The 24645-nt window shown below is 61.4% G+C and carries 19 protein-coding genes; 12 read left to right on the forward strand and 7 right to left on the reverse strand.

What is annotated here, in order from left to right:
- Positions 1-78: 78 nt before the first annotated feature.
- Together VI215_01765 and VI215_01770 are read left to right on the forward strand one after the other, a co-directional pair.
- Positions 79-3315: a S8 family serine peptidase gene (locus tag VI215_01765; GenBank protein ID HEY6191033.1), complete on the forward strand. Its 3237-nt coding sequence runs from the start codon at positions 79-81 to the stop codon at positions 3313-3315.
- A complete protein-coding gene (locus tag VI215_01770) occupies positions 3312-7625 on the forward strand; it encodes an SdrD B-like domain-containing protein (GenBank protein ID HEY6191034.1) in 4314 nt (1437 codons plus the stop codon). The genes VI215_01765 and VI215_01770 overlap by 4 nt, the downstream gene beginning before the upstream one ends.
- A 286-nt stretch (positions 7626-7911) precedes the next feature.
- Here the strand turns inward: VI215_01770 and lat are convergent, their stop codons facing one another.
- The 7 genes from lat to VI215_01805 all read right to left on the reverse strand — a co-directional run bounded on the left by lat (position 7912) and on the right by VI215_01805 (position 16212).
- Entirely contained in the window at positions 7912-9312 is a 1401-nt protein-coding gene (lat, locus tag VI215_01775) for an L-lysine 6-transaminase (GenBank protein HEY6191035.1), read from the reverse strand.
- A 441-nt stretch (positions 9313-9753) separates the two neighbouring features.
- Positions 9754-11238, reverse strand: coding sequence for an aldehyde dehydrogenase family protein (locus tag VI215_01780; protein HEY6191036.1), 1485 nt, complete (start codon positions 11236-11238; stop codon positions 9754-9756).
- Positions 11235-12530 (reverse strand): adenylosuccinate lyase, encoded by a 1296-nt coding sequence (gene purB, locus VI215_01785; protein HEY6191037.1) that lies wholly within the window; start codon positions 12528-12530, stop codon positions 11235-11237. The genes VI215_01780 and purB overlap by 4 nt, the downstream gene beginning before the upstream one ends.
- Positions 12527-13723: a trypsin-like peptidase domain-containing protein gene (locus tag VI215_01790; protein ID HEY6191038.1), complete on the reverse strand. Its 1197-nt coding sequence runs from the start codon at positions 13721-13723 to the stop codon at positions 12527-12529. Before VI215_01790 ends, purB begins: the two co-directional genes overlap by 4 nt.
- A 24-nt stretch (positions 13724-13747) precedes the next feature.
- Positions 13748-14707 carry a transketolase family protein gene (locus VI215_01795; protein HEY6191039.1) on the reverse strand — a complete coding sequence of 320 codons (960 nt, stop codon included), beginning with the start codon at positions 14705-14707 and terminating at the stop codon, positions 13748-13750.
- A complete protein-coding gene (locus tag VI215_01800; protein ID HEY6191040.1) occupies positions 14685-15584 on the reverse strand; it encodes a transketolase in 900 nt (299 codons plus the stop codon). The genes VI215_01795 and VI215_01800 overlap by 23 nt, the downstream gene beginning before the upstream one ends.
- 16 nt (positions 15585-15600) lie before the next feature.
- Complete coding sequence (locus tag VI215_01805; protein HEY6191041.1) at positions 15601-16212, reverse strand: glycerol-3-phosphate acyltransferase; 612 nt, start codon at positions 16210-16212, stop codon at positions 15601-15603.
- 483 nt (positions 16213-16695) lie between these two features.
- On the opposite strand from VI215_01805, the gene larB reads away from it, so the two are divergent.
- The 10 genes from larB (at position 16696) to rlmB (ending at position 24621) form a co-directional block, all read left to right on the forward strand.
- Positions 16696-17493 carry a nickel pincer cofactor biosynthesis protein LarB gene (gene larB / locus VI215_01810; protein ID HEY6191042.1) on the forward strand — a complete coding sequence of 266 codons (798 nt, stop codon included), beginning with the start codon at positions 16696-16698 and terminating at the stop codon, positions 17491-17493.
- 25 nt (positions 17494-17518) lie between these two features.
- Positions 17519-18907: a cystathionine beta-synthase gene (locus VI215_01815; protein ID HEY6191043.1), complete on the forward strand. Its 1389-nt coding sequence runs from the start codon at positions 17519-17521 to the stop codon at positions 18905-18907.
- A gap of 6 nt (positions 18908-18913) precedes the next feature.
- Entirely contained in the window at positions 18914-20047 is a 1134-nt protein-coding gene (locus VI215_01820) for a PLP-dependent aspartate aminotransferase family protein (protein HEY6191044.1), read from the forward strand.
- A gap of 211 nt (positions 20048-20258) precedes the next feature.
- A complete protein-coding gene (locus VI215_01825) occupies positions 20259-20729 on the forward strand; it encodes a PTS sugar transporter subunit IIA (GenBank protein HEY6191045.1) in 471 nt (156 codons plus the stop codon).
- 63 nt (positions 20730-20792) lie between these two features.
- Complete coding sequence (hisS, locus tag VI215_01830) at positions 20793-22061, forward strand: histidine--tRNA ligase (protein HEY6191046.1); 1269 nt, start codon at positions 20793-20795, stop codon at positions 22059-22061.
- Positions 22058-22468, forward strand: a complete 411-nt coding sequence (locus tag VI215_01835) for a hypothetical protein (GenBank protein HEY6191047.1) — start codon at positions 22058-22060, stop codon at positions 22466-22468. Before hisS ends, VI215_01835 begins: the two co-directional genes overlap by 4 nt.
- 50 nt (positions 22469-22518) lie before the next feature.
- Entirely contained in the window at positions 22519-23346 is an 828-nt protein-coding gene (gene lgt / locus VI215_01840; GenBank protein ID HEY6191048.1) for a prolipoprotein diacylglyceryl transferase, read from the forward strand.
- Entirely contained in the window at positions 23346-23600 is a 255-nt protein-coding gene (locus tag VI215_01845) for a glutaredoxin family protein (GenBank protein HEY6191049.1), read from the forward strand. Before lgt ends, VI215_01845 begins: the two co-directional genes overlap by 1 nt.
- Entirely contained in the window at positions 23597-23800 is a 204-nt protein-coding gene (locus VI215_01850) for a hypothetical protein (protein ID HEY6191050.1), read from the forward strand. The genes VI215_01845 and VI215_01850 overlap by 4 nt, the downstream gene beginning before the upstream one ends.
- A 35-nt stretch (positions 23801-23835) precedes the next feature.
- Positions 23836-24621 carry a 23S rRNA (guanosine(2251)-2'-O)-methyltransferase RlmB gene (rlmB, locus tag VI215_01855; protein HEY6191051.1) on the forward strand — a complete coding sequence of 262 codons (786 nt, stop codon included), beginning with the start codon at positions 23836-23838 and terminating at the stop codon, positions 24619-24621.
- Positions 24622-24645: the final 24 nt, after the last annotated feature.

Here is a 24645-nt window from a genome sequence, read left to right on the forward strand (position 1 = left end):
TGACTTTAGGAGTAAAGATTGGTAAGTTTTTATGGGAGGGACGTCGCGATCAGGCATCTCTCATTATTCGGGGCATCAATGAAATCTCTACTGTTCTGCATTCTGTTCGGTGTTTCGGCCGCCGCAGCACAGGCTCCACTCGGGAACCTCCTCGCCAAACGATATCCCTCCTTGCCCGGCTCCGAGCAGACTCTCGTCCTGATCACGTTCAGGGACAAGGGGAACATGAAGCTGGAGAATTTCCGGGGTCCGCAGTCGCTTCTTTCGGAGCGCTCGATCAGAAGAAGGCTCAAGGTGCGCGACGCCGCCCATGTCGTGGACGTGCAGGATCTTCCGCTCGAGCAGCAATACGTCCGCGCGGTCACCGCGAGAGTCGCAGCGATCCGCCATCAGCTCAAGTGGTTTAACGGCGTGAGCGCCATGGCCACGAAAGCGCAGATCGACGAAGTGCGGAAACTTCCGTTTGTCGCGGAAGTCGAGCTCCTCGGCAGATGGCGCACCCGGCCGGGGGATGAGCAGCCGGAACCCCTCAAGGACTCCCCCTCGACACGCGCCCCCGCGGGAACAACCACGTTCGATTACGGCACTTCGTTCACTCAAGTCAACCTGAGCAACATCCCCGCCGCCCATGATATGGGATTCTTCGGGCAGGGTGTCGTCATCGGCGTCTTCGATAACGGCTTCCGCAACCTGGCGCACCAGGCCTTCGATTCGATCCATATCATCGCGACATACGATTTTGTCGACCACAAGGTCTCCGTCGTGCCCAATAACCCGGCCACCAGCTTCGGATCGCACGGAGTCTGGACCCTTTCGACGATCGGCGGGTTCAGGCCGGGCAACCTGATCGGTCCGGCATTCAAGGCGGATTTCATTCTGGCGAGAACCGAAAATGATTCGAGCGAAACGCCGATCGAGGAGGATAACTGGGCTGCCGCGATCCAGTGGGCCGACAGTATCGGGGTGGACGTCACGAGCACCTCGCTCGGCTACACGACGTTCGACGCTCCCTACACGAACCTCACCTGGCAGGATATGAACGGCCATACGGCCTTGATCACCAATGCGGCGGACCGGGCGGTCGGCCTTGGGATCGTCGTCGTGAATTCTGCAGGAAATTCAGGCTTCAATGCGACGCAAAACACGCTGGTCACCCCCGCGGACGGGGATAGCGTGATCGCCGCGGGCGCTCTCACTTCCACGGGAGCAAGGGCCTCCTTCAGCTCCGTCGGCCCGACCACCGACATCCCCCCCCGGATTAAGCCAGACGTCATGGCGATGGGCTCCGGCGTCAAGGCGGCAAGCGCGACCGATACCGTCGGTTATGTGAGTGTGAGCGGAACCTCGTTCGCCTGCCCGCTTACCGCCGGAGTGGCAGCGCTGATCCTCTGCGCCGATCCCCTCCTGACGCCGATGGAAGTCCGCGATGCGATGCGCCAGACAGCCAGCAACGTCTGTTCCCCCAACAACCTCGTGGGCTGGGGTACGCTCGACGCGGCCGCGGCGATCAATTTCACAAGCGGGCTCAACCAGGGGAGCATCGCCGGATCCGTGTTCGAAGATTTGAACGGGAGCGGGTTCAGGGATGCCGGTGAGCCGGGGCTCGCCGGGTTCAAGGTCAAGCTGACCTGCACGGTGGTCGAGTCCACTCTCACCGACGGCACCGGTGCGTATATCTTCGAAGACCTTCCCTCCGGCCCCTATACCGTCACCGAACCGAGGCCGGCGGGCTGGATCGGGATGCTTCCACCCTCCGGAGTCTACAACGTCACGCTCGACAGCGTCAACAACTCCATCACCGGGAGAGATTTCGGACTCTTTCACGGAGGAATCGTCCGCGGGACAAAATTCAACGACGTCAACAAGAACGGATCGCGCGACAGCGGAGAGGCCGTCCTTGCGGGGTGGGTGATCAAGGCGAGCGGCCCCGAGCCGCACCGGGCGACCACCGACTCCTCCGGGAATTACATTCTCACGGGACTGGGGCCGGGGACCTTCGCGGTTCAGGAGAGCCTGAAGACGGACTGGTTCCAGACGCTTCCCGGGGGAAACGGCTCGTACAGCGTCACGACGCGAAGCGGGCTCGACACTTCCATGCTCGATTTTGGAAACTATTATGCTCCGCCCAACGGCTACCCCGTGGACGGCAGTTGGAACCTCCTCTCGCTTCCGACCGACGTATCCGATCATTCCAAGATGGCGATCTACCCGACGGCGATTTCGAGGGCTTTTGCCTACTCGCCGACGGACGGGTATTGGGTGGCAGACCCGATTCCGAACGGCATCGGCTACTGGCTGAAGTTTTCGGGGCCCGGTTATGTTCCGATTCCGGGGCATGCGAGAACCTCGGACTCGGTCGCCATCAGCCCCGGGTGGAATCTGATCGGCTCACTCTCGGATCCCATCGCGGCCGCGTCGGTTCTGGAGGCTCCAGGAGGTCTTCTTACCTCCCCCTTCTTTTCCTATCGGGGGAGTTACTTTCTCGACGATACGCTCCGTCCGCACGAAGGATATTTCGTGAAGGCGAACGGGACGGGCAAAATCTATCTCAACTCCGCCCCCGTTGCATTTGCCGGCGCGGCCGGCGCGCATGACATCGGCTCGCTGAAGCACGACCTCGGGGAGGAAGCGAGCAGCATCACGTTGAAAGATTCCAGGGGACGCATCCAGGCGCTTTATTTTGGATTTGCCCGGGTCCTGAGCGATCACCGCGGATCGTTCGAGCTCCCCCCCATCCCTCCGGAGGAAGCGTTCGACGCGAGATTTTCCGACGGGACCCTGGCGTGGATACCGCGCGCGAATGACCCACAGGCCGGGACGCTGATCGAGATCAGGAGCAACGCGTATCCGCTCGAGATCTCGTGGCACCTCGCCGCCGGTGAAGGCGGGTATGGGCTGTCGGAGGGTGGATCCCGCCGGAGGGTGGATCTTTTGCCCGGCGGACACCTCACGGTGAGCAATTCCGAGGCAAAGGTTCTCCGGCTCACAAGCTCGGGTGGGGGAAATTCGCGCGCCCTTCCGAAGGAATACGGACTGAGCCAGAATTACCCAAACCCGTTCAACCCGACAACCTTCATCGCGTACCAGCTTCCGGCCGACGGAAATGTGACGCTCGAGATTTTCAATCTGATCGGTCAACGGGTGCGCCTCCTCCTCGACCGGGCCGAGCGGGCGGGAACCTACACGGCGGAATGGGATGGACGGTCAACGGAGGGAGTCGATCTGGCGGGCGGCATCTACCTCGTCAAGTTGACGGTGAGCTCCGGCGGTAAACAGCTCTTCACCTCCACGAAGAAAACCGTCCTGATGAGATGAGGGACCTCTACCGGTTTTTCCGGTTCATGGCCGGACTCCATCTCCTCCTCCTTTCCCCCCCCGCCGCCCAGCCGTGGAGAGCGAATATCGCGGAGAACGAAACTAATTTTTACAAGATACGCGAGGCGTTCAACAAGTACTGGTCGGCGGGTCACTTCGACATCCGCGGACCCGAGGAACGAAAACCATGGATCCCGTTCAAGCGCTGGGAGTGGTTCATGGAACCCCGGGTCTATCCGACGGGAGAATTGCCCTCTCCGGGCATCCTTCAAAAGACGATGAAGCGATACCGGGCGGGCCTCTCCGTTCAGGCCCCGCAGGCGGGCAACTGGACTCAGCTCGGGCCTGCCGTGATTCCTTCGAACGGCGGGGGCGAGGGAAGGGTGAACGTCATCGCGTTCGACCCCTCGAACCCGGCCACAATCTGGGCCGGAACGGCATCGGGAGGGTTATGGAAGTCGACGAACTCCGGCTCTTCCTGGTCCACGGGCACCGACCAGTTCGGGACGCTCGGCATTTCTTCGATCGCCTTCGATCCGACCAACTCCGGCACCATGTACGTCGCCACGGGGGACGCGGACGGGCTCGACACCTACAGCATGGGAGTCCTGAAATCGACGGACGGCGGCGCATCCTGGAACGCGACCGGTCTGAGCTGGACGACATCGATGGGATACAGCATCTATTCCATCATCGCCGATCCCGCCGATCCGAACATCCTCCTTGCTGCGGGCCGTCAGGGAATTTTTCGCACCTCGGACGCGGGGAGCAACTGGTCGATCGTGGCCTCGGGCAATTTCAAGGACCTTGAGGTAGACCCTTCCGATCCGGCCGTCTGGTACGCGGCGAGATACTCATACGGCATCTACAAGTCCACCAACACCGGCGCCTCCTTCACGCAATTGACCAGCGGTTTGCCGACAAGCGGCTTCTACCGCGTTGCAGTCGCGCTCGCGCCTTCCCAGAGCTCGACCCTCTATGCCCTCTACGTCAATGCGAATTCCGGATTCTACGGGCTTTACGCATCGACGAATTCGGGCGCGAACTGGTCGCTGCAATCCAACTCCCCCCAGATTCTGTCATGGGATACATCCGGTCCCAACGACGGCCAGGGGTTTTACGACCTTGTTCTACAGGTCGCGCCCGACAACCCCTCGACGGTGTACGTCGGCGGCATCAACCTCTGGAGATCGACTTCGGGCGGAACAAGCTGGACCTGGCTGACGAACTGGTACACCGGAACCCCGCGCCCGTACATCCATGCCGACCAGCACGCCTTCGCGTTTCTTCCAGGCGTCCCATCGACCCTCTTCGCGGGAAACGACGGGGGAATCTTTCTCTCCACGAATTCGGGGGCGAGCTGGACGGACCGCAGCGCGGGGATCGCCGCGACGCAGTTCTACCGGCTGGGCGGGTCCGCGACGAACCCCAACCGCATACTGGCCGGCGCGCAGGATAACGGAACCGACCGCTATCTCACCGGTGCATGGACGCAGGTGCTGGGCGGGGACGGAATGGAGGCGATCGTCGATTACTCGAACGAGAATATCGGTTATGGCGAATATTATTACGGGGACATCTATAAGTCGATGAACGGAGGCAGCTCGTTCACATCGATCGCCGGCGGAATTCCCGACACCGGCGGCTGGGTGACGCCCTTCGTCATCAATCCCCTGAATCCGAAGTCGCTCTATGTGGCCGAAGACGGGGTCTACAAGACGACCAACCGCGGCTCCTCCTGGACCACGCTGAAGAGCTCCCTCGGCGGCACGCCGCTGGTGTCGCTCACGATCGGCGTGTCGGACACGAATACTCTCTATGCCGCGACGGGATCGCATGTGTGGGTCTCCGGCAACGGCGGGACGGTCTGGAGCGAGATCACCTCCGGCCTGCCCACGGCGAGCGCGGCGGTGACCTACCTCGCCGCCGATCCCTCAAACGCTGCGATCGCCTATGCGACGTTCTCCGGATACGGAAACCAGAAGGTTTACAGAACGACCAATTCCGGATCGAGCTGGACGAATCGCTCGACGGGCCTCCCCGCAATTCCGGTCAACTGCATCACGATCAACTCAGCGGTCCCCTCCCAGCTCTACGCGGGGACGGATGCCGGCGTCTACTATTCCGAGAACGGCGGCTCATCCTGGAACCCCTTCTCTTCGGGCCTTCCCGACGTGATCGTGAATGAACTCGAGATACAGCAATCGGCCCAAAAACTGCGCGCCGCGACATACGGGCGCGGACTCTGGGAAACGCCTCTCGCCCTCCAGGTCGTCGGATCGATCTCGGGGATGAAATTTCAGGACATCAACGGCAACGGAGTGAAAGAGCTCCCGGACACCGGCCTCGCCGGATGGACGATCAGCATAACATTCGCTTCTCCCCCGAACACGGTCACCACCACGACCGACCCCGCGGGAATCTACACATTTCAGGGCCTTGACCCGGGCATTTATACGGTGACGGAAGTCGCCCAAGCCGGATGGACTCAGACCTTTCCCGTTTCCCCCAACCTCTACACGATTAATCTCAATCCGGGGAGCGACACTTCGGGGTTCGACTTCGGAAACTTCCTGCAGCCCGCCTCCGTCTCGGGGACGGTGTACGAGGATCTCAACGGCGACAGCGCGAAGGGGGGCGCCGAACAGGGACTTCCGAACTGGAGGGTGAAAATCTCAGGAGGAGCCAACGATTCGGTTCTTACAGACTCTGCAGGAAACTACTCGTTTTCCAACCTCGCCCCCGGCTCCTACACGGTGAGCGAAGCGCTTCAGGCCGGGTGGCACCGGACACAACCTGCCGCCGGTTCGTACACGGTCTCGCTTTCCGGGGGATCCAATCTTACGGGAAAGGACTTCGGAAATTACAGGTTCGGGAGTATCGGCGGATTGAAGTTCAACGACCTGAATATTAACGCCGTGAAGGACAGCGGCGAGGCGGGGATTCAGGCCTGGGTGATGCACCTTTCAGGTCCGGTCTCCCGCAGCGCGTCCACGGACAGCGCAGGCAATTATACGTTCACCGGCCTCCCCCCGGGGACCTACTCGGTGAGCGAGACGGTCGAGGTGGGATGGGCTCAGACTCTCCCCCTGGCGAACGCTCCCTATGCCGTTGCCCTGAGGAGCGGGCTCGATACCTCGGGTTTCCTGTTCGGGAACCATTTTTCCGCCGACAAGATTTACGGCGTCCTCGACGGCTGGAACCTCCTCTCGCTTCCCCGTCAGGCCGCGGATCGCCTGAAGCGTTCCGTCTATCCTTCCGCGATCTCCAACGCCTTCGCCTATGCGGGGGCCTACCAGAGGATCGATACGCTTGCGACCGGGCCCGGTTACTGGCTGAAATTCCCGACGATTCAGAATATCTTCATCGACGGCGCCCCCGTAACGGCAGACACGATCGGCCTGGCATCGGGCTGGAATATCGTCGGAGCGCTTACGAACTCCGTGCCGGTGAGCGGGATCGGGCAAAATCCTCCCGGGATCGTCACGTCGAATTACTTTTCGTACGGCGGCCTCGGATATCAGATCGCAGACTCTCTCGTTCCGCACCACGGGTACTGGGTGAGGACGAAGGCCAGCGGCCAGCTCATCCTTGCCGCAGGACCCGCGGCCGGGGTTGCCTCCCGGGACGCCACGGGGATTCACACCGCCTCCGCATCCATCCCGCGGAAGGGGATTGTCACGTTCACGGATGCGAAGGGCCGGGCCGGCATCCTCTATGTCGATTGCGGAGAGCCGTCAGATCCGGAGGCGAGGTTCTTCGATCTCCCGCCGGTGCCGCCGGATGGCGCCTACGACGTCCGCTATGCCACGGGGAGCCAGCTCGCGAGTTGCGGGAGCGGTTATGCGAGGGAGTTTGTCATATTGATTTCTTCCGCATCCTATCCCCTCCGGATCGATTGGGACCTGAACAACCAGCCGGTTGGCGCGACCCTGGTCGTCGATCAACGGGAGATCCCCATGAGGGGGTCCGGATCGATCGGCATCGGGGATCCTCCTTCAAGAGTGGGGCTCCGGCTCGGCGCGGCCGCGAAGGCGGAGCTGCCCGTACGCTTTTCACTCGGCCAGAATTATCCGAATCCGTTCAATCCGGTGACGACGGTTTCATTCGACGTCGGCCAATCTTCACCGGTCACGCTCAAAATCTACGACCTGCTCGGGAGAGAAATCCAGACGCTCGTCGACGAGGTCCGGGAGAGGGGTTCCTACCGGGTCGATTGGGACGCCTCCGCGTTCCCGAGCGGAGTCTATACCTACCGTTTGCGGGCGGGGGGATTTGTGGCGGTGAAGAAAATGTTGCTGATCCGATAACCACCGCCGCCTCGGCGTCGGTAGCCGCAGCCTTCAGGCTGCGTTCACCGTAACGCGACCTAAAGGTCGCGCCTACCAAAAAATACAAAGCCGATCCGCCATACAATGACGGGCCGGCTTTCTCTTAATTGATCCTCCGAACTGCCGCGTCGCAAGCAACAACCCGCGACCTAAAGGTCGCGGCTACCGAGGCCTCTGCCGTCATCGCTTTGGTAGCCGCTTTGGTAGCCGCAGCCTTCAGGCTGCGGTCCGCGACCGAAAGGTCGCGGATACCGTTTCCTCTGCATCATTTCATCTCGTGCAACGACTTCCTGAGGATTTCAATCCCCTCGTCGAGCTCGTGGAATTGAATCGTAAGGGGCGGGCGGAAACGCATCGACCTCTCCCCGCTTCCGAGTATGATCAACCCTTTTTCGAACGCCTTGTTCCTGAGCGCCGCGCGATCCCCGGCGGTCCGGACGTCGATCGCGCAGAAGAGCCCTCGTCCCCTCGCGTTGCTCAGGAGCGACGGAAACTCCGACTGAAGCTCCCGGAGCCGGTCCTGGAGGTATGACCCGGCGACATCGGCGTGCTCTACCAGACGATCCTCCTGGATGATCTCGAGATACCTCTGCGAGCGGACCATGTCGGTCAGGTTTCCGCCCCAGGTGGAGTTCAGGCGGCTCGCAACCGCGAAGACGTTTTCCGGGACTTCGTCGATCCTGTTGCCGCACATGAAGCCGCAGACCTGGACCTTCTTCCCGAACACGATCATGTCCGGCTGGACGAAGTGCTCCGAAGCCCACATCCTTCCCGTTAAGCCGACCCCTGTCTGGACTTCGTCGAAGATGAGCATGATGTCGTTTTCATCGGCGACGGCCCGGAGCCCGGCGAGAAACTCCTTCCGGAAATGATTGTCGCCTCCTTCGCCCTGGATCGGCTCGATGATGATCGCCGCGATATCGTCTTTATGATTGAGTATGGCGTCCTTGATCTGACCGAGGGCCTGCGCTTCCGCCGCCATGACCGCCTTCAGGTTTTCCTCGTTGAGGGGGAACCGGACGGCGGGGTTCAGCACGCGCGGCCACTTGAATTTCGGAAAGTAATCGGTCTTCACGGGATCGGTGTTCGTGAGGGAGAGCGTGTAACCCGACCGGCCGTGGAACGCCCTCTGGAAGTGGAGCACCTGGGTGCCCCGCTCTTCCTTGTAGCCCTTCAGGAAATTCTTCCGGATCTTCCAGTCGAAGGCGGCCTTCAGCGCGTTCTCGACCGCGAGCGCCCCTCCTTCGATGAGGAAGAGGTGGGGCAATCCCTCCGGCATGGCGATGCGCGAGAACGTCTCAACGAACTCCGCCATTTCGACCGTCATGACGTCGGAACAGGTCGGTTTGTTCAACGCGACGGCGGCGAGCTTCTCCCGGAATTCCGGGGTTTGCATCTTCGGGTGGTTGAGGCCGATCGGCACGGACGCGACGAAGGTAAAAAAATCGAGGTACCGCCCCCGGCGGGTGGAATCATAAATGTACGCGCCCTGGCTCTGTTCGATGTCGACCACGAGGTCGAGCGCGTCGACGAGCATGTGCCGGGCGATGGTCTCCCGGACGTCCAAGGGATCGACATGGACGAACTGCGCTTCGAGGCTGCGCGCCGGAGCAAAACCAGCGCTCGCCGCCGGCGTAACGCTTCTGGTGGAGGTTTTCTGGATCATAGAGCACCTTTCAGGTTAAAGTTCTGAGAAAAAAGAGCGTAAGAAAACTACGGCTCTCCGGCTCTCAGAAGAATTCCTGGTGCTCGTAGAGGGATAGGATGTAGGGTCTTCCGGGGATGGGTGAGCAGAAATGCGTCGCCCTGGGGAATATGTCGCTCCGGAAGTTCTTCATGCCGCAATATACCGAATTTTTCGATTTAGGTCAATGCCCTGGGGCACAGAGCGGTCAAACTGCTCAGGAAATAACAGAATTCGGGTTTTTGGCGGCGGTTTACATGGCATTCTCGTTCCCACGCTCTGCGTGGGAACGCATATTGCGGCGCTCTGCGCCGCATCCAGGCTGGGACGCGGAGCGTCCCAAATACGACGCTCCCACGGAGACCGTGGGAGCGAGATAGCGATGGTGTCGGGGCCTCGGTAGCCGCGACCTTCAGGCCGCGTTCATACATCGTCGATCTGGGCGCGCTGGAGCTTGCCGCTATAGTCGACGTACACCGCCTTCCACTCCGTAAAGATGTCGAACGCGGTCCATCCCCCCTCGCGGTGTCCGTTTCCCGTCCCCTTGACGCCGCCAAACGGCATGTGAGCTTCCGCCCCGATCGTGGGAGCATTGACATAGGTGATTCCGGCGCGAAGGTCGCGGATCGCGCGGTAGGCGTTGTTGATGTTCTGCGTGTAGATGGACGACGAGAGGCCGTAGTCGATGTCGTTCGAGAGACGGATCGCTTCTTCGAGCGATTTCACCTTCAGGATCGACAGGACGGGCCCGAAGATCTCTTCCCTCGCCACGCGCATCGCGGGCATCACGCCCGAGAGGATGGTCGGCTTGAAGAACCAGCCTTCTTCGCAGCCGCCCGAGCTCTCCCTCGAGCCGCCCAGCCGCAGTTCCGCTCCCTCCGATGTTCCGATCCCGACATACTTCTCGACCGTGCGGAGTTGCTGCTCGTTGATCAGCGGGCCCACATCGGCGTTTCCGTTCGATCCGTCCCCGACCCGGAGCTTCCCGGCTTTTCCGATCAGCATCCCGAGGAATTTCTCATGGACCGCCTCGTGGACGATCAGGCGGGAGGTCGCGGTGCACCTCTGGCCCGTCGTGCCGAAGGCGCCCCAGAGGACCCCCTCCAGGGCAAGGTCGAGGTCGGCGTCATCCATCACGATCTGGGCGTTCTTCCCTCCCATTTCAAGCGCGACCCGCTTCCCGGTCCTGCCGCATGTCTCGGCGATTTTCCTCCCCACCTCGGTCGATCCCGTAAAACTGATCAGATCGACACCGGGATGCTCGACCAGAGGCGCTCCCGCGCCGGGCCCATGCCCGTGCACAAGGTTCAGGACGCCCGGCGGGAGCCCGGCTTCCGTCAGGAGTTCGACGAGAGTCGTCGCAGTCGCGGGGGTGTCTTCGGCGGGCTTGAAGACGATCGTGTTGCCGGAGACGAGCGCGGGGAAGATTTTCCAGGTCGGAATCGCCATGGGGAAATTCCACGGCGTGATCAGGCCGCAGACCCCGACCGGCATCCGCACGGCCATGTTGAATTTGTTCGATAACTCCGAGGGGGCGATGACTCCGAACAGCCGGCGGCCTTCGCTCGCCGCGTAGTAGGCCGTGTCGATTCCTTCCTGGACGTCGCCCCGGGCCTCTTGGAGGACCTTTCCCATCTCGCGCGTCATTTCCCGCGCGATCGCCTCCTTGCGGGCCGTCATCAGATCCCCCGCCTTTCGGACGATCTCACCGCGCCCGGGTGCGGGCATCAGGCGCCACGATTCTAACGCCTCCTTCGCAGCCCGGACCGCCCGGTCCACATCCTCCGCGGAGGAATCCGGAAACGTCCCCACGAGATCGGACCACCGGGCGGGGTTCCTGTCCTCGAATGTCTTGCGTGAGGCGGCATCCGCCCATTTGCCCGCGATATAGTTCCTGTATTCTTTCATGCTAGCCCCACCCGAGTGAAAATGTGATCGACATGCCTGATGCTCCTTTTCAGGTCGAACAGTTTCTCCAGCTCCCCCTTGTTCAGGACCGACGAGACGCGCTGATCCGCCCGGAGGAGATCCTTGAAGTTCCGGCCGGAGTTCCAGACCTTCATCGCATCCCCCTGCACGATCGCGTAGGCCTCCTCGCGCTTCATTCCCTTTCCCGTCAGCGCCAGGAGGACTGATTCCGAAAAAATCAGGCCCCCCGTCAGGCCGAGGTTCTTCTTCATGTTCTCCGGGTAGACGTTGAGCGTGTCCACCAGTCCCGTGATCGTCGCGATCATGTAATCGAGGAGGATGCAGCTGTCGGGTATGATGATCCGTTCGGCGGACGAATGAGTGATGTCCCGCTCGTGCCAGAGCGCGATGCTCTCCATCGAGGCGTGGGCGTTTCCCCTCAGGACCCTGGCGAGCCCCGCCAGCCGCTCGCAGGTGATCGGATTCCTCTTGTGGGGCATCGCCGAAGAGCCCTTCTGTCCCTTCGAGAAATGCTCCTCCACCTCCAGCACCTCGGTCCTCTGCAGGTGGCGGATCTCGGTGGCGAATTTCTCGATCGAGCCCCCGATGAGGGCGATCGTCGTGAGAAACTCCGCATGACGGTCGCGCTGCAAAATTTGCGTCGAAATCCGCGCGGGCCTCAGGCCCAGCTTGCCGCACACGAACTTCTCCACGGAGGGATCGAGATGCCCGTAGGTCCCCACCGCCCCGGAGATCTGCCCCACGGAGATCGTCGCGAGCGCACGCTCCAGCCGCTCGATGTTCCTTCCGGTCTCGTCATACCACTGGGCGAGCTTGAGGCCGAAGGTGGTCGGTTCGGCGTGGACGCCGTGCGTACGGCCGATCATGACGGTGTATTTGAATTCCCGCGCCCGCCGCGCGAGGACGCGCCGGAGTGCGCCGAGGTCCTTGAGCAGCAATTCGGCCGATTGTTTCATCTGAACCGCAAGCGCGGTGTCGAGGACGTCGGAGGAGGTCATTCCGAGGTGGACGAAGCGGGAATCCGCTCCGAGCCGGGTCGAAACGTCTGTGAGAAATGCGATGACGTCGTGCTTCACCTCCCGCTCGATCTTCAGGATCCGGTCCACGCGGAAGCCCGCCTTGTTCCTGATGCGCCTGGCGGCTTCCTTCGGCACGACTCCGAGCCGGGCGTGGGCTTCGCACGCGAGGATCTCGATCTCGAGCCAGATGCCGAATTTGTTCTCGTCCGCCCAGACGGCGCCCATCGCCGGGCGCGTGTACCGGTCGATCACGAGGGCCGCCGTTCCAGCTTCAGGCTGAGCGTCAGCGTCTTCCGCTCCCTGATGATGCTCATGGTGAGAACGTCCCCCGCCTTGGCGTCGCCCACGAGCGACGCGATATTCTCCTCGTTCGCGATATGTTCCCCGTTCACGCCGACGATGATGTCTCCGACCTTGAAGCCCCCCCGCTCCGCGGGGCTGTTCCGCTTCACATCGGTGACGATGACCCCCTCCGCGCGGGCGAGCCCGAAATATTTCGCGACCCTCTCATCCACCGAGTTGACCTCGAGGCCCGTCCAGAAGTCGCGCTCGATGCGGCCGTTCTTCTTGAGCCCCGCCAGGATCCCCTTCACGCGGTTCACCGGAATGGCGAATCCAAGCCCGATATTTCCCTGGTTGGGCGTAAAAATGACCGCGTTCACTCCGATGACCTCTCCGACGGAATTCAAGAGCGGGCCGCCGCTGTTCCCCTCGTTGATCGCCGCGTCGGTCTGGATCATTCCGCGATAGTAGCGGCCCCCTTCGACATTCAGGTTGATCCCGGTCGCGCTCACGACGCCGACCGTGACGGTGGGCTTGTCGTTGATCTCGAACAGCCCGAAGGGATTTCCCATCGCGATCACCCATTCGCCGATGATGACGTCGTCCGAATTCCCGAGCTTCACGAAGGGCAAATCCCTGCCGTCGATTTTGAGAAGCGAGATGTCGGACACAAGATCGGTCCCGATGAGCCTGGCCTTGTACTTCTGGCGGCTGGTCATCGTCACGGTGATTTCCTTCGCATTCCCCGCGACGTGGTCGTTGGTCAGGATATACCCGTCGGGGGAGATGAGAAAACCGGACCCGAGTCCCTTGACTTCCTGCTTGAGCACGCGGTTGCCGAAGTACTGCCCGAAAAACTGGGAGAAGGGGTCGCGGTAGGAGTACTCCCGGATTTCGGTGACGTTGATGCCGACGACAGCCGGGCTGGCCGAACTCACCGCGCGGGTGATCGCGTTTCGGCGCTGGTTCGAGATGACCTCCTCGCCGCTGTCGCGCGCGGACGCCTGGTAGACCGCTCCCTCGCCGGAAACCGGCTCGCCGGGTGAAGCCGCCGACTCCGCCGTCGCGCCTGTCTCGCGGTGTCCGACCCGGAATCCTGCCCAGAACCCGGCAAGCGCGGGGAGCGAAATGACCAGCATCAGGATCGCGATGTTTTTTCGCATGAGGGTCTCCTTCCCGGAATCAGGTTACTTCTTCTTGCGAAGCAGGACCCTCCGGACGGCCTTCACGATGTCGTCCTTGGCGATCCCGTACTTTTTCATCAGCTCGTCCCCCTTCCCGGATTCTCCGAACGTGTCGCGGACGGCGACGAATTCCTGGGGGGTGGGGTGCGCCTGCGCGAGCGCCTCGGCGACCGCCCCGCCCAGTCCGCCCTGGATCTGATGATCCTCGGCCGTCACGATGGCACCGGTCTCACGGGCCGCCCTGACGACGATTTCCGTGTCGAGAGGTTTGATCGTATGCATGTTGATCAGGCGCACGCCGATCCCCTCGGAGGCAAGAACCTCCTCGGCGAGGATCGCCTCCCAGACCTGAAGGCCGCAGGCGATGATCGTCACGTCATTCCCTTCGATGAGCGTGTTGGCTTTTCCGATTTCAAGGGGCTCGGATTCCTGCGTGAAGACGGGCGTGTTGTCCCTGAAAAACCGCAGGTAGATCGGCTGCGCCCACGCGATGGAAGCCTTCACAAGCTTCTTCGTCTCGAAATAGTCGCACGGCGTCGCGACCGTCATGTGCGGCAGCAATCGCATGAGGCCGAGATCTTCCAGCGACTGGTGCGTCGCCCCGTCGGGTCCGACGGTGATCCCGCAGTGCGATGCGCAAATCTTGACGGGGAGCCTGCTGTAGGCGACCGATTGGCGGATCTGATCGAACGGCCTGCCCACGGCGAACTCGCCGTAGGTCGACGCGAACGGAATTTTTCCCGCGACCGCGAGCCCGGCCGCCGTGCCGATCATGTCCTGCTCGGCGACGCCGACCGAGATGAACCGGTCGGGAAAGGCCTTCATGAAGAGGTCCGTCTTCACGGAGCCGGTGACGTCTCCGCCGAGCACGACCACATCCGGGTTTTCCCTCCCGAGCTCGACGAGCGCTTCGCCGAACCCGAGACGCGTTGCCTTGAGATCACGCGACTGGTATTTTAGCATCGACCGCGCTCCTTTCCCATTCAAATTCAATGAAGTCTCCGAGCCCGGTCGGGGCAAGCTCGCTCAACGCCTTCTTTCCCTGGGCTTCGTCGGGCGGAATCCCATGCCACCGGTAATCGTCTTCCATGAAGGAGACGCCCTTGCCCATCAAGGTATGAGCGATAATGACCGCCGGCTTTCCCTTAAGGTCTTGTGCCTGCTTCATGGTCTGGAGGAACGAAGAAATGTCGTTCCCGTCGCACTCGAGGACATGCCAGTTGAATGCCCTCCACTTGTCGGCCAACGGCTCGAGCTCCATCACCTTTTCGGTCCGGTTGTCGATCTGGCACATGTTCCGGTCGACCATCGCGATCAGGTTATCCACCTTGTGGTGGCCGGCGGTCATGACCGCCTCCCAGATCTGCCCTTCATCCTGTTCGCCGTCGCCGAGGAGCGCGTACACGCGGTTCGGTTTCTTGTCGAGCCTCAGGCCCAGCGCGCACCCGACGGCGACCGAGAGTCCCTGGCCCAACGCGCCGGAGGCGATCTCCGCCCCGGGGACACCGTGAGTCCAGGGGGGAGCCGGATGGCCCTGCAGGCGGCTGTTGATCTTGCGGAGCGTGGTCAACTCGGCGACCGGAAAAAAGCCCCGCCGCGCCAGCGTCGCGTACCAGACCGGGCAGAGATGCCCGGCCGAGAGGAAGAAGTAATCGCGCTCACTCCAGCGAGGGTTCCCGGGGTCGAGTTTCAAAATGTCGAAGTAGAGAGAGGCGAATATGTCCGCCAGTCCGAGCGTGCCGCCGGAATGGCCGGATTTGGAAATCATCAACATCTTGATGATATCCCGGCGAATCTGCCTGGCCACTTCGTGAAGTTCCTGATGATTGGAGTCTTGCATCGTGAGAGTCTTTAGGTTAGTTTGTTTTTTGAACTATCTTTCTGAATTCCCCGAAATAGCCGATGTGGCGCAAGAGGATGAGCAGGCAGAGGACCGACATGATGAGCGCCGTCTCTGCGACGGTTCCATCCTCCGCAGGCCGAAGCGTCCGCAGAAGAGGGATGGTCAAAACGGGGCTGAGAACCGACGCCGAGATGTTCGCGACATGCACATTTCGCGGATACAGGTAACCGGCGACCCAGAGGAGACACCAGAGAACCACGAGAATCCAATCCAGGCCGAGCATGACTCCCGCGGCCGTCGAAAGCCCTCTGCCGCCTCTGAAACGAAGCCAAAAGGAATAGTTGTGCCCGGCGACAGCGCCGATTCCGGCGATTCCCCTGATCCAGAGATCGTCTCCGATCAGCCGCGACCCGAGCCAGACGGCGAAAGCCCCTTTTCCCAGGTCGATGAGAAGCACGAGCGCTCCGACAAGTTTCGAGCCGCTCACTTCAAGCGCGTTCAATGCCCCCACGTTCCCGCTTCCCTTCCCGCGGATGTCGAGCTGCGCCTTCCACATCACCACGAGGTAAGCGGTCGGGAAAGAACCGATAAGATAGCCAAGCAAGAAACCTTGAATAAGCGCCATCGACTCGGATCCGGGGGATTTTCCTGACTTGTCGAACAAAAATACGAAGATAATGGCAAACAAACAAGGAAACGGCCCGTTTGACGCGGCGCACACGACTTGATGATCGACACAGAACAGGCGATCGGGATTATGTATCATGGGTACAGTAAGCTGTTACCTCCTGACGGCTTACCTTGTGGATTAGTGGGAGCCTGGTGCCTGGACAACACCAGGCTTTTTTTTTACGCTCAGAGCGGCAGGAAAGGACGCAGGAAAAGACCGCAGCCTGAAGGCTGCGGCTACCAAGCTCAAGGGTTCGGTAGGCGCGACCTTCAGGTCGCGTGCCGTTCAACGCAGCCTAAAGGCTGCGGCTACCCTCCCCGAATGATTGGCGCAGCCTAAAGGCTGCGGCTACAAGAAGCGGCTCATGCCCGTTCTCCTTGCATATACCTGCGAAAACGAGTATATTCTCACCGCAGCGAACCACCGGCGGCAACGCGCGTGACCAAAGAAGAACTCAAACACCTCCTCCAGCAATACAAAAGCGGGAAACTTACCGGCGAGCAAATGGTGGACGCGATGAGCACCCTGCGCTCGGAATCGCTCGGCTTTGCGACAATCGACCACCACCGCCAGCTCCGGCAGGGATTTCCTGAGGTCATCCTCTGCCAGGGAAAGACCCCCCTGCAGGTGGCGGAAATCGCCCTCCGCCTCACCCGCCGCGGCCAGCCGCTGCTCGCGACGAGGGCGACCCGGAAACACTTTGATACTGTCAAAAAAAAGATAAGGCACGCCCGGTATCATGAAGCCGCCCGGGTGATTACGGCGAATGAGCCCGGCCGGCCGGCCGCGGGCCGGGGGACGATTCTCGTCGTGACAGCCGGGACAAGCGATATCCCCGTCGCCGAGGAGGCGGTCATGACCGCCCGTATGTTCGGAAATCCCGTCGAAACGCTCTACGATGTCGGCGTGGCAGGCATTCACAGGTTGCTCGCGGGGAGCGAACAGCTCCTCCGCGCCGCCGTAATCGTCGTCGTCGCCGGGATGGAAGGCGCGCTCCCGAGCGTGGTCGGCGGATTGGTGGATGTTCCGGTCATCGCCGTTCCCACCTCCATCGGGTACGGCGCGAGCTTTCAGGGCGTCGCGGCTCTCCTCGCGATGCTGAACTCCTGCGCAAGCGGCGTGACCGTCGTGAACATCGACAACGGCTTCGGCGCAGGCTTCGCGGCGAGTCTCATGACCAGGAACGCCGCAGGGGACGTTCCCCGCGGCCGGCCTGCGCGCAAGCGGCACACCTGACCCACGAAGAAGACAAGGATCGATCATGCTTACTGATGTCAAGAAACTGAAGGTCCAGGACACGATTCTCGGAACGCTCGGCAACACTCCCCTCGTCCGGCTCCACAAAGTGACGCGGGGATTCAAAGGCCATTATTTCGCCAAGGTCGAGACGTTCAATCCGGGCGGCTCGGTCAAGGACAGAATCGGGCTTGAGATCATCGAGGAGGCGGAGCGGGAAGGCCGCCTCCGTTCCGGAGGGACGATCGTGGAGGCGACCTCGGGCAACACGGGGATGGGGCTTGCGATCGCCGCGGCGATCAAGGGATACAAGTGCGTCTTCACGATGCCGGATAAGATGAGCATCGAGAAGATCAGGCTCCTGAGAGCGTTCGGCGCGGAAGTGATCGTGACTCCCACCGCGGTGCCGCATGACTCGCCCGAAAGCTACACCGAAGTCGCGAAGCGGGTCGTCCGGGAGACCCCGAATTCGATCCTCGCCAACCAGTATTTCAATCCGAAGAATCCGGAAGCCCACTACAAGACCACCGGGCCGGAGATCTGGGAGCAGACAGGCGGACAGATCGACTACTTCGTCTGCGGCGTGGGAACCGGCGGGACGATATCGGGAACGGGACAGTATCTGAAGGAACGGAACCCGAACGTGAAAGTCGTGGGTGTCGACCCCCGGGGCTCGATCCTCCGGGAGTATTTCTACACGAAGAAATTCTCCCCCGTCCTCAAGACCTATAAAGTGGAAGGGATCGGCCAGGACTGGCTCCCGGGAACGCTGAATTTCGACGTCATCGACGACATGGTCGAGGCGACCGACAAGGAATCGTTTCTCATGGCCCGGCGTCTCACGCGCGAGGAGGGGATCTTCGTCGGGGGGTCGTGCGGCACGGCGATGGCGGGAGCGCTCAAGTACGCCGACAGGATGAAAGATCAGGATGTCATGGTCATCCTGCTCCCCGACACGGGTGAGCGATACCTCAGCAAGATTTATAACGACGATTGGATGCGGGAGAACGGATTCCTCATCCCGGACCGGGTGACGGCGCACTACGTCCTGCAGAGCAAATCGAGGAACGTCCAGCAGCTCATCGCCATCGACCCGAGCACCACCGTGCGCCGCGCGCTCGACCTCTTCAAGGAGCACGACGTGTCGCAGCTTCCCGTCCTCGACAAGGGGAGGCCCGTGGGAACGATTCTCGACAACGACCTGATGTCCGCCGTCCTTGAGGACAACTCGCGCCTCGACGCGGAGGTGAGCAAGCTGATGAAGCCCCCGTTCCCGGTGATCGGAGCCGCGTCTCCGATCGAGCATGCGATTGATTTTCTCAAGAAGAAGGACTCGGCGGTGCTCATAGAGGAAGACCACAAGCTGATCGGCATCCTGACGCGTTACGACGTTATCGAATACATGGCACGATAGGAGACAATGCGCTTCTCAACCAAGGCAATCCACGCGGGTCAGAGCCCCGATCCGCTTTCCGGCGCCGTGATGACGCCGGTGTACCTCACCTCCACGTACGTGCAGCAGGGGATCGGCAGGAACAAGGGGTACGAATATTCGCGCGTCAACAACCCGACCCGCGACGCCCTCGAGGCGAACATCGCCGCGCTTGAGAGCGGGAAGCACGGGATGGCGTTCGGCTCGGGGATGGCCGCGATCGACGCCGTCTTCCGGCTCCTGAAGCCCGGCGATCACGTCGTGGTGTCCGACAGCGTGTACGGGGGGACGTACAGAATCGGCAAGTTCGTGCTCGAGGAGTACGGCCTCGAGTTTGAATTCGTCAATACGACAAGGACGGAGACGGTGCGGAAGGCGATCCGGAAGAACACGAAGATGCTCTTCATCGAAACTCCGACCAACCCGACGATGGAGATCAGCGATCTCGGCGCTCTCGCAAAGCTTGCCCGGAAGAGGCGCCTGCTGAGCGTATGCGACAACACCTTCGCCACCCCGTACCTGCAGCGCCCGATCGAGCACGGATTCGACATCGTCGTCCACAGCCTCACAAAATACCTGAACGGCCACAGCGACATGCTGGGCGGAATGGTGGTCTCGAACCGGAGCGCGGTGGTGGAACGGCTGAGGTTTCTTCAAAAAGCGGCCGGGGGGATCCTGGCCCCCTTCGACGCCTGGCTCTGCCTGCGCGGCGTGAAAACTCTCGCGGTCCGGATGGAGCGGCACGGAGAGAGCGCGGCGCGGATCGCCTCGTGGCTCTCGAAGCAGCGGAGGGTCGTCGCGGTCCATTATCCCGGGCTCCCCACCCATCCGCAACACGCGCTCGCAAAACGCCAGATGAAGAATTTCGGAGGAATGATCTCGTTCGACCTCGGGAGCCTCTCCAACGCGAAGCGGATGCTCAGGCGCGTGGAGCTTTGCGCTCTCGCCGAAAGCCTGGGCGGCGTCGAAACTCTCATTTCGCATCCCGCAACCATGACCCACGCCTCCATCCCTCCCGCGCAGCGCCGCAAGATCGGCGTGACGGACGGGCTGGTCCGGATCTCCGTCGGCCTCGAAGACTCCGACGATCTCATCGCAGACCTGAAGAGGGCGCTCAAATGAGTACCTTCTCACCATGTCATCCTGAGCGAAGCGAAGGATCTCACCGATTGTCGTGTGGAGATCCTTCGCTTCACTACGTTCCGCTCAGGATGACATATCCGATGAGGCGGGTTGCGAAGGAGCCTTTTTTTTGTTACATTCGCAGATGTTTTTTCGATCTCTCTCACCGCGGTGTGCATCCCCCCTCTCTTTCTAGGAATGGTACCCAGGAATGAAGATCAGTGATATCCTTGAAGACAAATTGGTCAGAACGAACCTCCCGGGCCAATCGAAGGAAGAAATTATCAACGCAATGGTGGAGCTTGTGAGCCATTCTCCGAAGGTGCTGGACAAGGAGAAGGTGCGCGCGGCGATCCTCGACCGGGAGAAGATCATGTCGACGGGCGTCGGCAACGGCTTTGCGATCCCCCACGGAAAAACGGACGCGGTCGCCGATACCGTTGCCGCGTTCGGAGTCACCGCACAGCCGATCCAGTACCAGTCGCTGGACGAGAAACCAGTCCGCCTCGTCTTCCTGCTCGTGGGGAAGGACAACATGGTGGGCCCGCACATCAAGCTCCTCAGCCGGATTTCCCGGCTGATGAACAAGGAGGAATTCCGCGCCCGGCTTCTCGACACGAAGACTTCGCACGAGGTGCTGGAGATCTTCAGGCAAGAAGAAGCGAATTATTCGGAGATGTAGGAGGGCCGGTCCGGTCCGCGCTCCCTTTCCCCCCATTCCCCGCCGCCGCTCAATGGAGCTTACGTGAAATTTAAGTCCGTGAAGGGGACCCGCGACATCCTCCCCGCCGAGAGCCATCGCTGGCAATTCGTCGAAGAAACGATCCGCACCGTGATGCGGCTCTTTAATTACCGGGAGATCCGGACGCCCGCGTTCGAAGAAACGGCCATGTTTTCCCGGAGCATCGGGGAACTGACGGATATCGTCGGGAAGGAGATGTACTCGTTCTCCGACCGGAGCGGCACCAGCCTCACCCTGAAGCCCGAGATGACCGCGTCGGTGATCCGCGCGTTCATCCAGCACAACCTCGGCGAACTGCAGCCCCTCGCCAAGCTCTACTATATCGCCCCGATGTTTCGCCAGGAGCGCCCGCAGGCCGGGAGATTCCGCCAGTTCCACCAGTTCGGCGCAGAGGCGATCGGCGGGCAGGAGCCCGCGATCGACGCCGACATCATCGCCCTCTCCTCGCAGGTCTATGCAACCCTCGGCGTCCGTTCGGTCTCCATAAGGATCAATTCTGTCGGGTGCGAGAAATGCCGCCCCCCCTACAAAAAGCTCCTGACGGAGTACCTGGGCGGGGTGCGGGAACAGCTCTCAGAAGAGAGCCGGAGGCGGCTCGATCAGAACCCCCTTCGCATCCTCGATTCGAAGGACGAGGGGGACCGGCAGGCGACCCGCGACGCGCCTTTAATGAAAGACCATCTCTGCGAGGAGTGCGCGGCGCATTTCAGCGAGCTTCAGCGCATCCTTCTCTCGATCGGGATCGAATTCGAAGTCGACGGGCGGATCGTCCGCGGGTTGGATTACTATACCAAGACCGCGTTTGAGATCATCAGCACCGATCTTGGCGCTCAGGATGCCCTCGCGGGGGGCGGCCGTTACGACCTCCTCGTGAAAGAGCTCGGGGGGAAGGCGACTCCCGGCGTGGGGTTTGCAGCGGGGCTGGAGCGCCTGTTGATGGTCATGGAGAAGCAAAAGATCGGAGGATCCTCTCCGCCCGCACCCCTGGTCTTCCTCGCCGCGGCCGACGAGGACGGAAAGCGCTGGGCGACGCGGGCGGCGATCGAGCTCCGCCGCGCCGGTCTCGCTGCCGAACTCGATCTCCTCGGGCGGAGCCTCAAGGCCCAGATGCGCGAGGCGGACCGCCAGGAGGCCGGTTTCGTGATCGTTGTGGGATCGGACGAACTGAGGCGGAACGAGGGCTCGCTCAAGAACATGCGGACGGGCGAGCAGGCCGCCGTCCCCCTCGACAATCTGGCGTCAGCGCTCACGGTTTCGAAAAAGGCCCGATGAAAAAAGGGAAGCGGGTCAAGCCGAAGAATTCTCTCGAGTACCGCCTCCTCATCGTCCCGGGATACAACGAGGCGGAAAAGAAGGCGGTCGCCCTCGTTGCGCTCCGCACGGTGAACGAATTCACGAGCTTCCGGTACGAGATCGTCGTCGCGGCGAAGCTCACCGGCAAGACGCTCCGGCTGAACATCCACGGCCTGCGGGCCCCGCAGTTATCGCTCCCCGGGGCCGGTCCCGCCCTGTTTGAAACGGAGTTCGAGATGGCCCGCGGAACGTACTCGGTCGTGGTTTCAAAACTCGACCGCGAGGAGAACATCTTCTCGGTCCGAATCTCCCCGGAGGGGGTCGACGTGGAGGAATCCCCCGACGTCAAGTTCGTCGATATCGTCACCCGGCGGGAAGATTGGTAGAAGCGGGGCCGGCCGGATTTCAGCAATAGCCCAACAACCAGAGCCAGATCATGCATCCAAAACTCTTCACCATAGGACCTCTTACGATCTACAGTTACGGACTGATGCTCGGGATCGGGTTCATCCTGGCGAGCTTCTTTCTGACGAAGGAACTGCGGCGGAAGGGGCTCGATTCGAACCTGGGAAGCACGATCACCCTCCTGGCGATCATCTTCGGAATTATCGGTTCGAAACTCCTCTACCTGATCGAAAACTGGAGCTATGCGTCGCGCGATCCGTTCGGGATGGCGTTTTCGCCCGGCGGTTTGACCTGGTACGGCGGGTTCATCCTCGCCACGGTCGCCATCATGATCTACGTTCGCCGGCGCAAGATCCCGTTCCTCACGGTCTGCGACGCCGCCTCTCCCAGCCTTATGCTGGGGTACGGCGTGGCAAGGATCGGGTGCCATCTTTCGGGGGACGGCGATTACGGCATGCCCACGAACCTTCCCTGGGGGTGCGTCTACTCGGAAGGAACCTATCCGCCTTCCCTGGCCTTTAAGAATTTTCCCGAAATCGTGCAAAAGTACGGGGTCAACGGGGTTGTGCCGGATACGATTCCGGTTCATCCCGCCCCTCTCTATGAATTTTTAATAGGGGTTCTGTTGTTCCTACTATTATGGAGACTCCGGAAAAAGCTCGCCGTCGACGGTTCGCTCTTCATGCTCTACCTCATCCTCTCCGGGACCGCCCGGTTCCTGATCGAATTCATCCGCCTGAACCCGCGGATCCTGTTCGGCCTTTCCGAGGCGCAGTTGATCGCGCTCGTGATGGTCGCCTGCGGCTTCGCCGGTTTCTTCATCCTCTCACGCAAGAAACCGGTCTCCTCTCCGGCCTGATGGTTCTCGTCGAGATTTTTTCCAAGGAGGATTGCCACCTCTGCGACATCGCCAGGGCGTCGCTTGCGAAGCTTCGGCGGCGCCATCCGTTCGAGTTGCGGGAGACGAAGATCCGGGAGGGAGAGGGCCTCTTCGAGCAGATGAAAGACCGGGTTCCGGTCATTCACATCGACGGCAGAGAGGCGTTTCATTTTAAAGTGCCCGAGGAGGAGTTTATGGCTCGATTACTATCGGCGGAGGCCGGACACCGATGAGCGGAAAGTTGTACCCCGTTGCGAAGTTGCTCGAAGCGGGCGGAATCGCCGCCGTGATGCTCGGGCTGGTCCAGGGGATCTATGGGGACATGTGGGGCGAGTTGTACCTCTTTCTCGGCGGGATCCTGGTCTTTCTCATCGGCCGCCAGATGGAAAAAAGAGTCGTCCGGGGCGCCGGTACCCCGGAGAAGGCAGGCTAGTATTCCTTGCAGAGGTGGATATGTTCGAAGAGGAGATGGAAAAGAATCGTCCTGCGGGCGCCGGGCATGACAGGCAGCCCGCTGTGAAAATCATCGCCGGGCGGAACCCAGTCATCGAGGCGTTAAAGGCGGGGACGATCATCGAAAAAATCGTCATTCTCGCCGGCGTGAAGGGGGAAGCGATCGAAAAAATCAAGGCGATGGCGAAGCGGGACCGCGTCCCCTGCATGGAAGTGGGAAAGCAAAAATTCCGCGAGCTCGTCAGCGACACGACCACCCAGGGAGTGGTGGCGGTCGTCGGCACGAAGGAGTACGTCGAGGTCGACGACATCCTCAAGGCCGCCTCCGGGCGCAACGAGCCCCCCTTCGTGCTCCTCCTCGACGAGATCGAGGATCCGCAAAACCTCGGAGCCCTCATCCGGACCGCCGAATGCGCCGGCGTCCACGGAGTGATCATTCCCAAGCACCACTCCGCCGAAGTCAACACGACCGTGGCGAAAACCTCCGCCGGCGCGAGCGAGCATCTCCCCGTCGCGAAGGTCGTCAACGTCGCGAACACGATCGATGAGCTCAAGGAGAAGGGGGTGTGGGTGGTCGGGACCGATTCGGAGGCCCCGAAAATCTACACGGAGGTGGACTATTCGGGCCCCATCGCCATCGTGATCGGCAACGAGGGAAGGGGGATCCGGCACCTCGTGAAGGAGAAGTGCGATTTCCTCGTCAAGATCCCGGTCTACGGAAAAATCGAATCGCTGAACGCCTCCGTCGCCGGAGCGCTTGTCATGTACGAAGCGGTCCGGAAGAGAAAATCGTTGTCATAGGAGCAGAGGAATGCGCCGCCGCCG

This window comes from Bacteroidota bacterium (genome assembly GCA_036522515.1).
GTDB lineage: Bacteria > Bacteroidota > Ignavibacteria > UBA10030 > SZUA-254 > VBOC01.

Excerpts from the sequence above, each read along its gene's own strand:
- VI215_01765 (HEY6191033.1), top strand. The coding sequence starts at position 79 with ATGAAATCTCTACTGTTCTGCATTCTGTTCGGTGTTTCGGCCGCCGCA.
- VI215_01770 (HEY6191034.1), top strand. The coding sequence starts at position 3,312 with ATGAGGGACCTCTACCGGTTTTTCCGGTTCATGGCCGGACTCCATCTC.
- lat (HEY6191035.1), bottom strand. The coding sequence starts at position 9,312 with ATGATCCAGAAAACCTCCACCAGAAGCGTTACGCCGGCGGCGAGCGCT.
- VI215_01780 (HEY6191036.1), bottom strand. The coding sequence starts at position 11,238 with ATGAAAGAATACAGGAACTATATCGCGGGCAAATGGGCGGATGCCGCC.
- VI215_01790 (HEY6191038.1), bottom strand. The coding sequence starts at position 13,723 with ATGCGAAAAAACATCGCGATCCTGATGCTGGTCATTTCGCTCCCCGCG.
- VI215_01795 (HEY6191039.1), bottom strand. The coding sequence starts at position 14,707 with ATGCTAAAATACCAGTCGCGTGATCTCAAGGCAACGCGTCTCGGGTTC.
- VI215_01800 (HEY6191040.1), bottom strand. The coding sequence starts at position 15,584 with ATGCAAGACTCCAATCATCAGGAACTTCACGAAGTGGCCAGGCAGATT.
- VI215_01805 (HEY6191041.1), bottom strand. The coding sequence starts at position 16,212 with ATGGCGCTTATTCAAGGTTTCTTGCTTGGCTATCTTATCGGTTCTTTC.
- VI215_01815 (HEY6191043.1), top strand. The coding sequence starts at position 17,519 with ATGCTTACTGATGTCAAGAAACTGAAGGTCCAGGACACGATTCTCGGA.
- VI215_01820 (HEY6191044.1), top strand. The coding sequence starts at position 18,914 with ATGCGCTTCTCAACCAAGGCAATCCACGCGGGTCAGAGCCCCGATCCG.
- VI215_01825 (HEY6191045.1), top strand. The coding sequence starts at position 20,259 with ATGAAGATCAGTGATATCCTTGAAGACAAATTGGTCAGAACGAACCTC.
- VI215_01835 (HEY6191047.1), top strand. The coding sequence starts at position 22,058 with ATGAAAAAAGGGAAGCGGGTCAAGCCGAAGAATTCTCTCGAGTACCGC.
- lgt (HEY6191048.1), top strand. The coding sequence starts at position 22,519 with ATGCATCCAAAACTCTTCACCATAGGACCTCTTACGATCTACAGTTAC.
- VI215_01845 (HEY6191049.1), top strand. The coding sequence starts at position 23,346 with ATGGTTCTCGTCGAGATTTTTTCCAAGGAGGATTGCCACCTCTGCGAC.
- VI215_01850 (HEY6191050.1), top strand. The coding sequence starts at position 23,597 with ATGAGCGGAAAGTTGTACCCCGTTGCGAAGTTGCTCGAAGCGGGCGGA.
- rlmB (HEY6191051.1), top strand. The coding sequence starts at position 23,836 with ATGGAAAAGAATCGTCCTGCGGGCGCCGGGCATGACAGGCAGCCCGCT.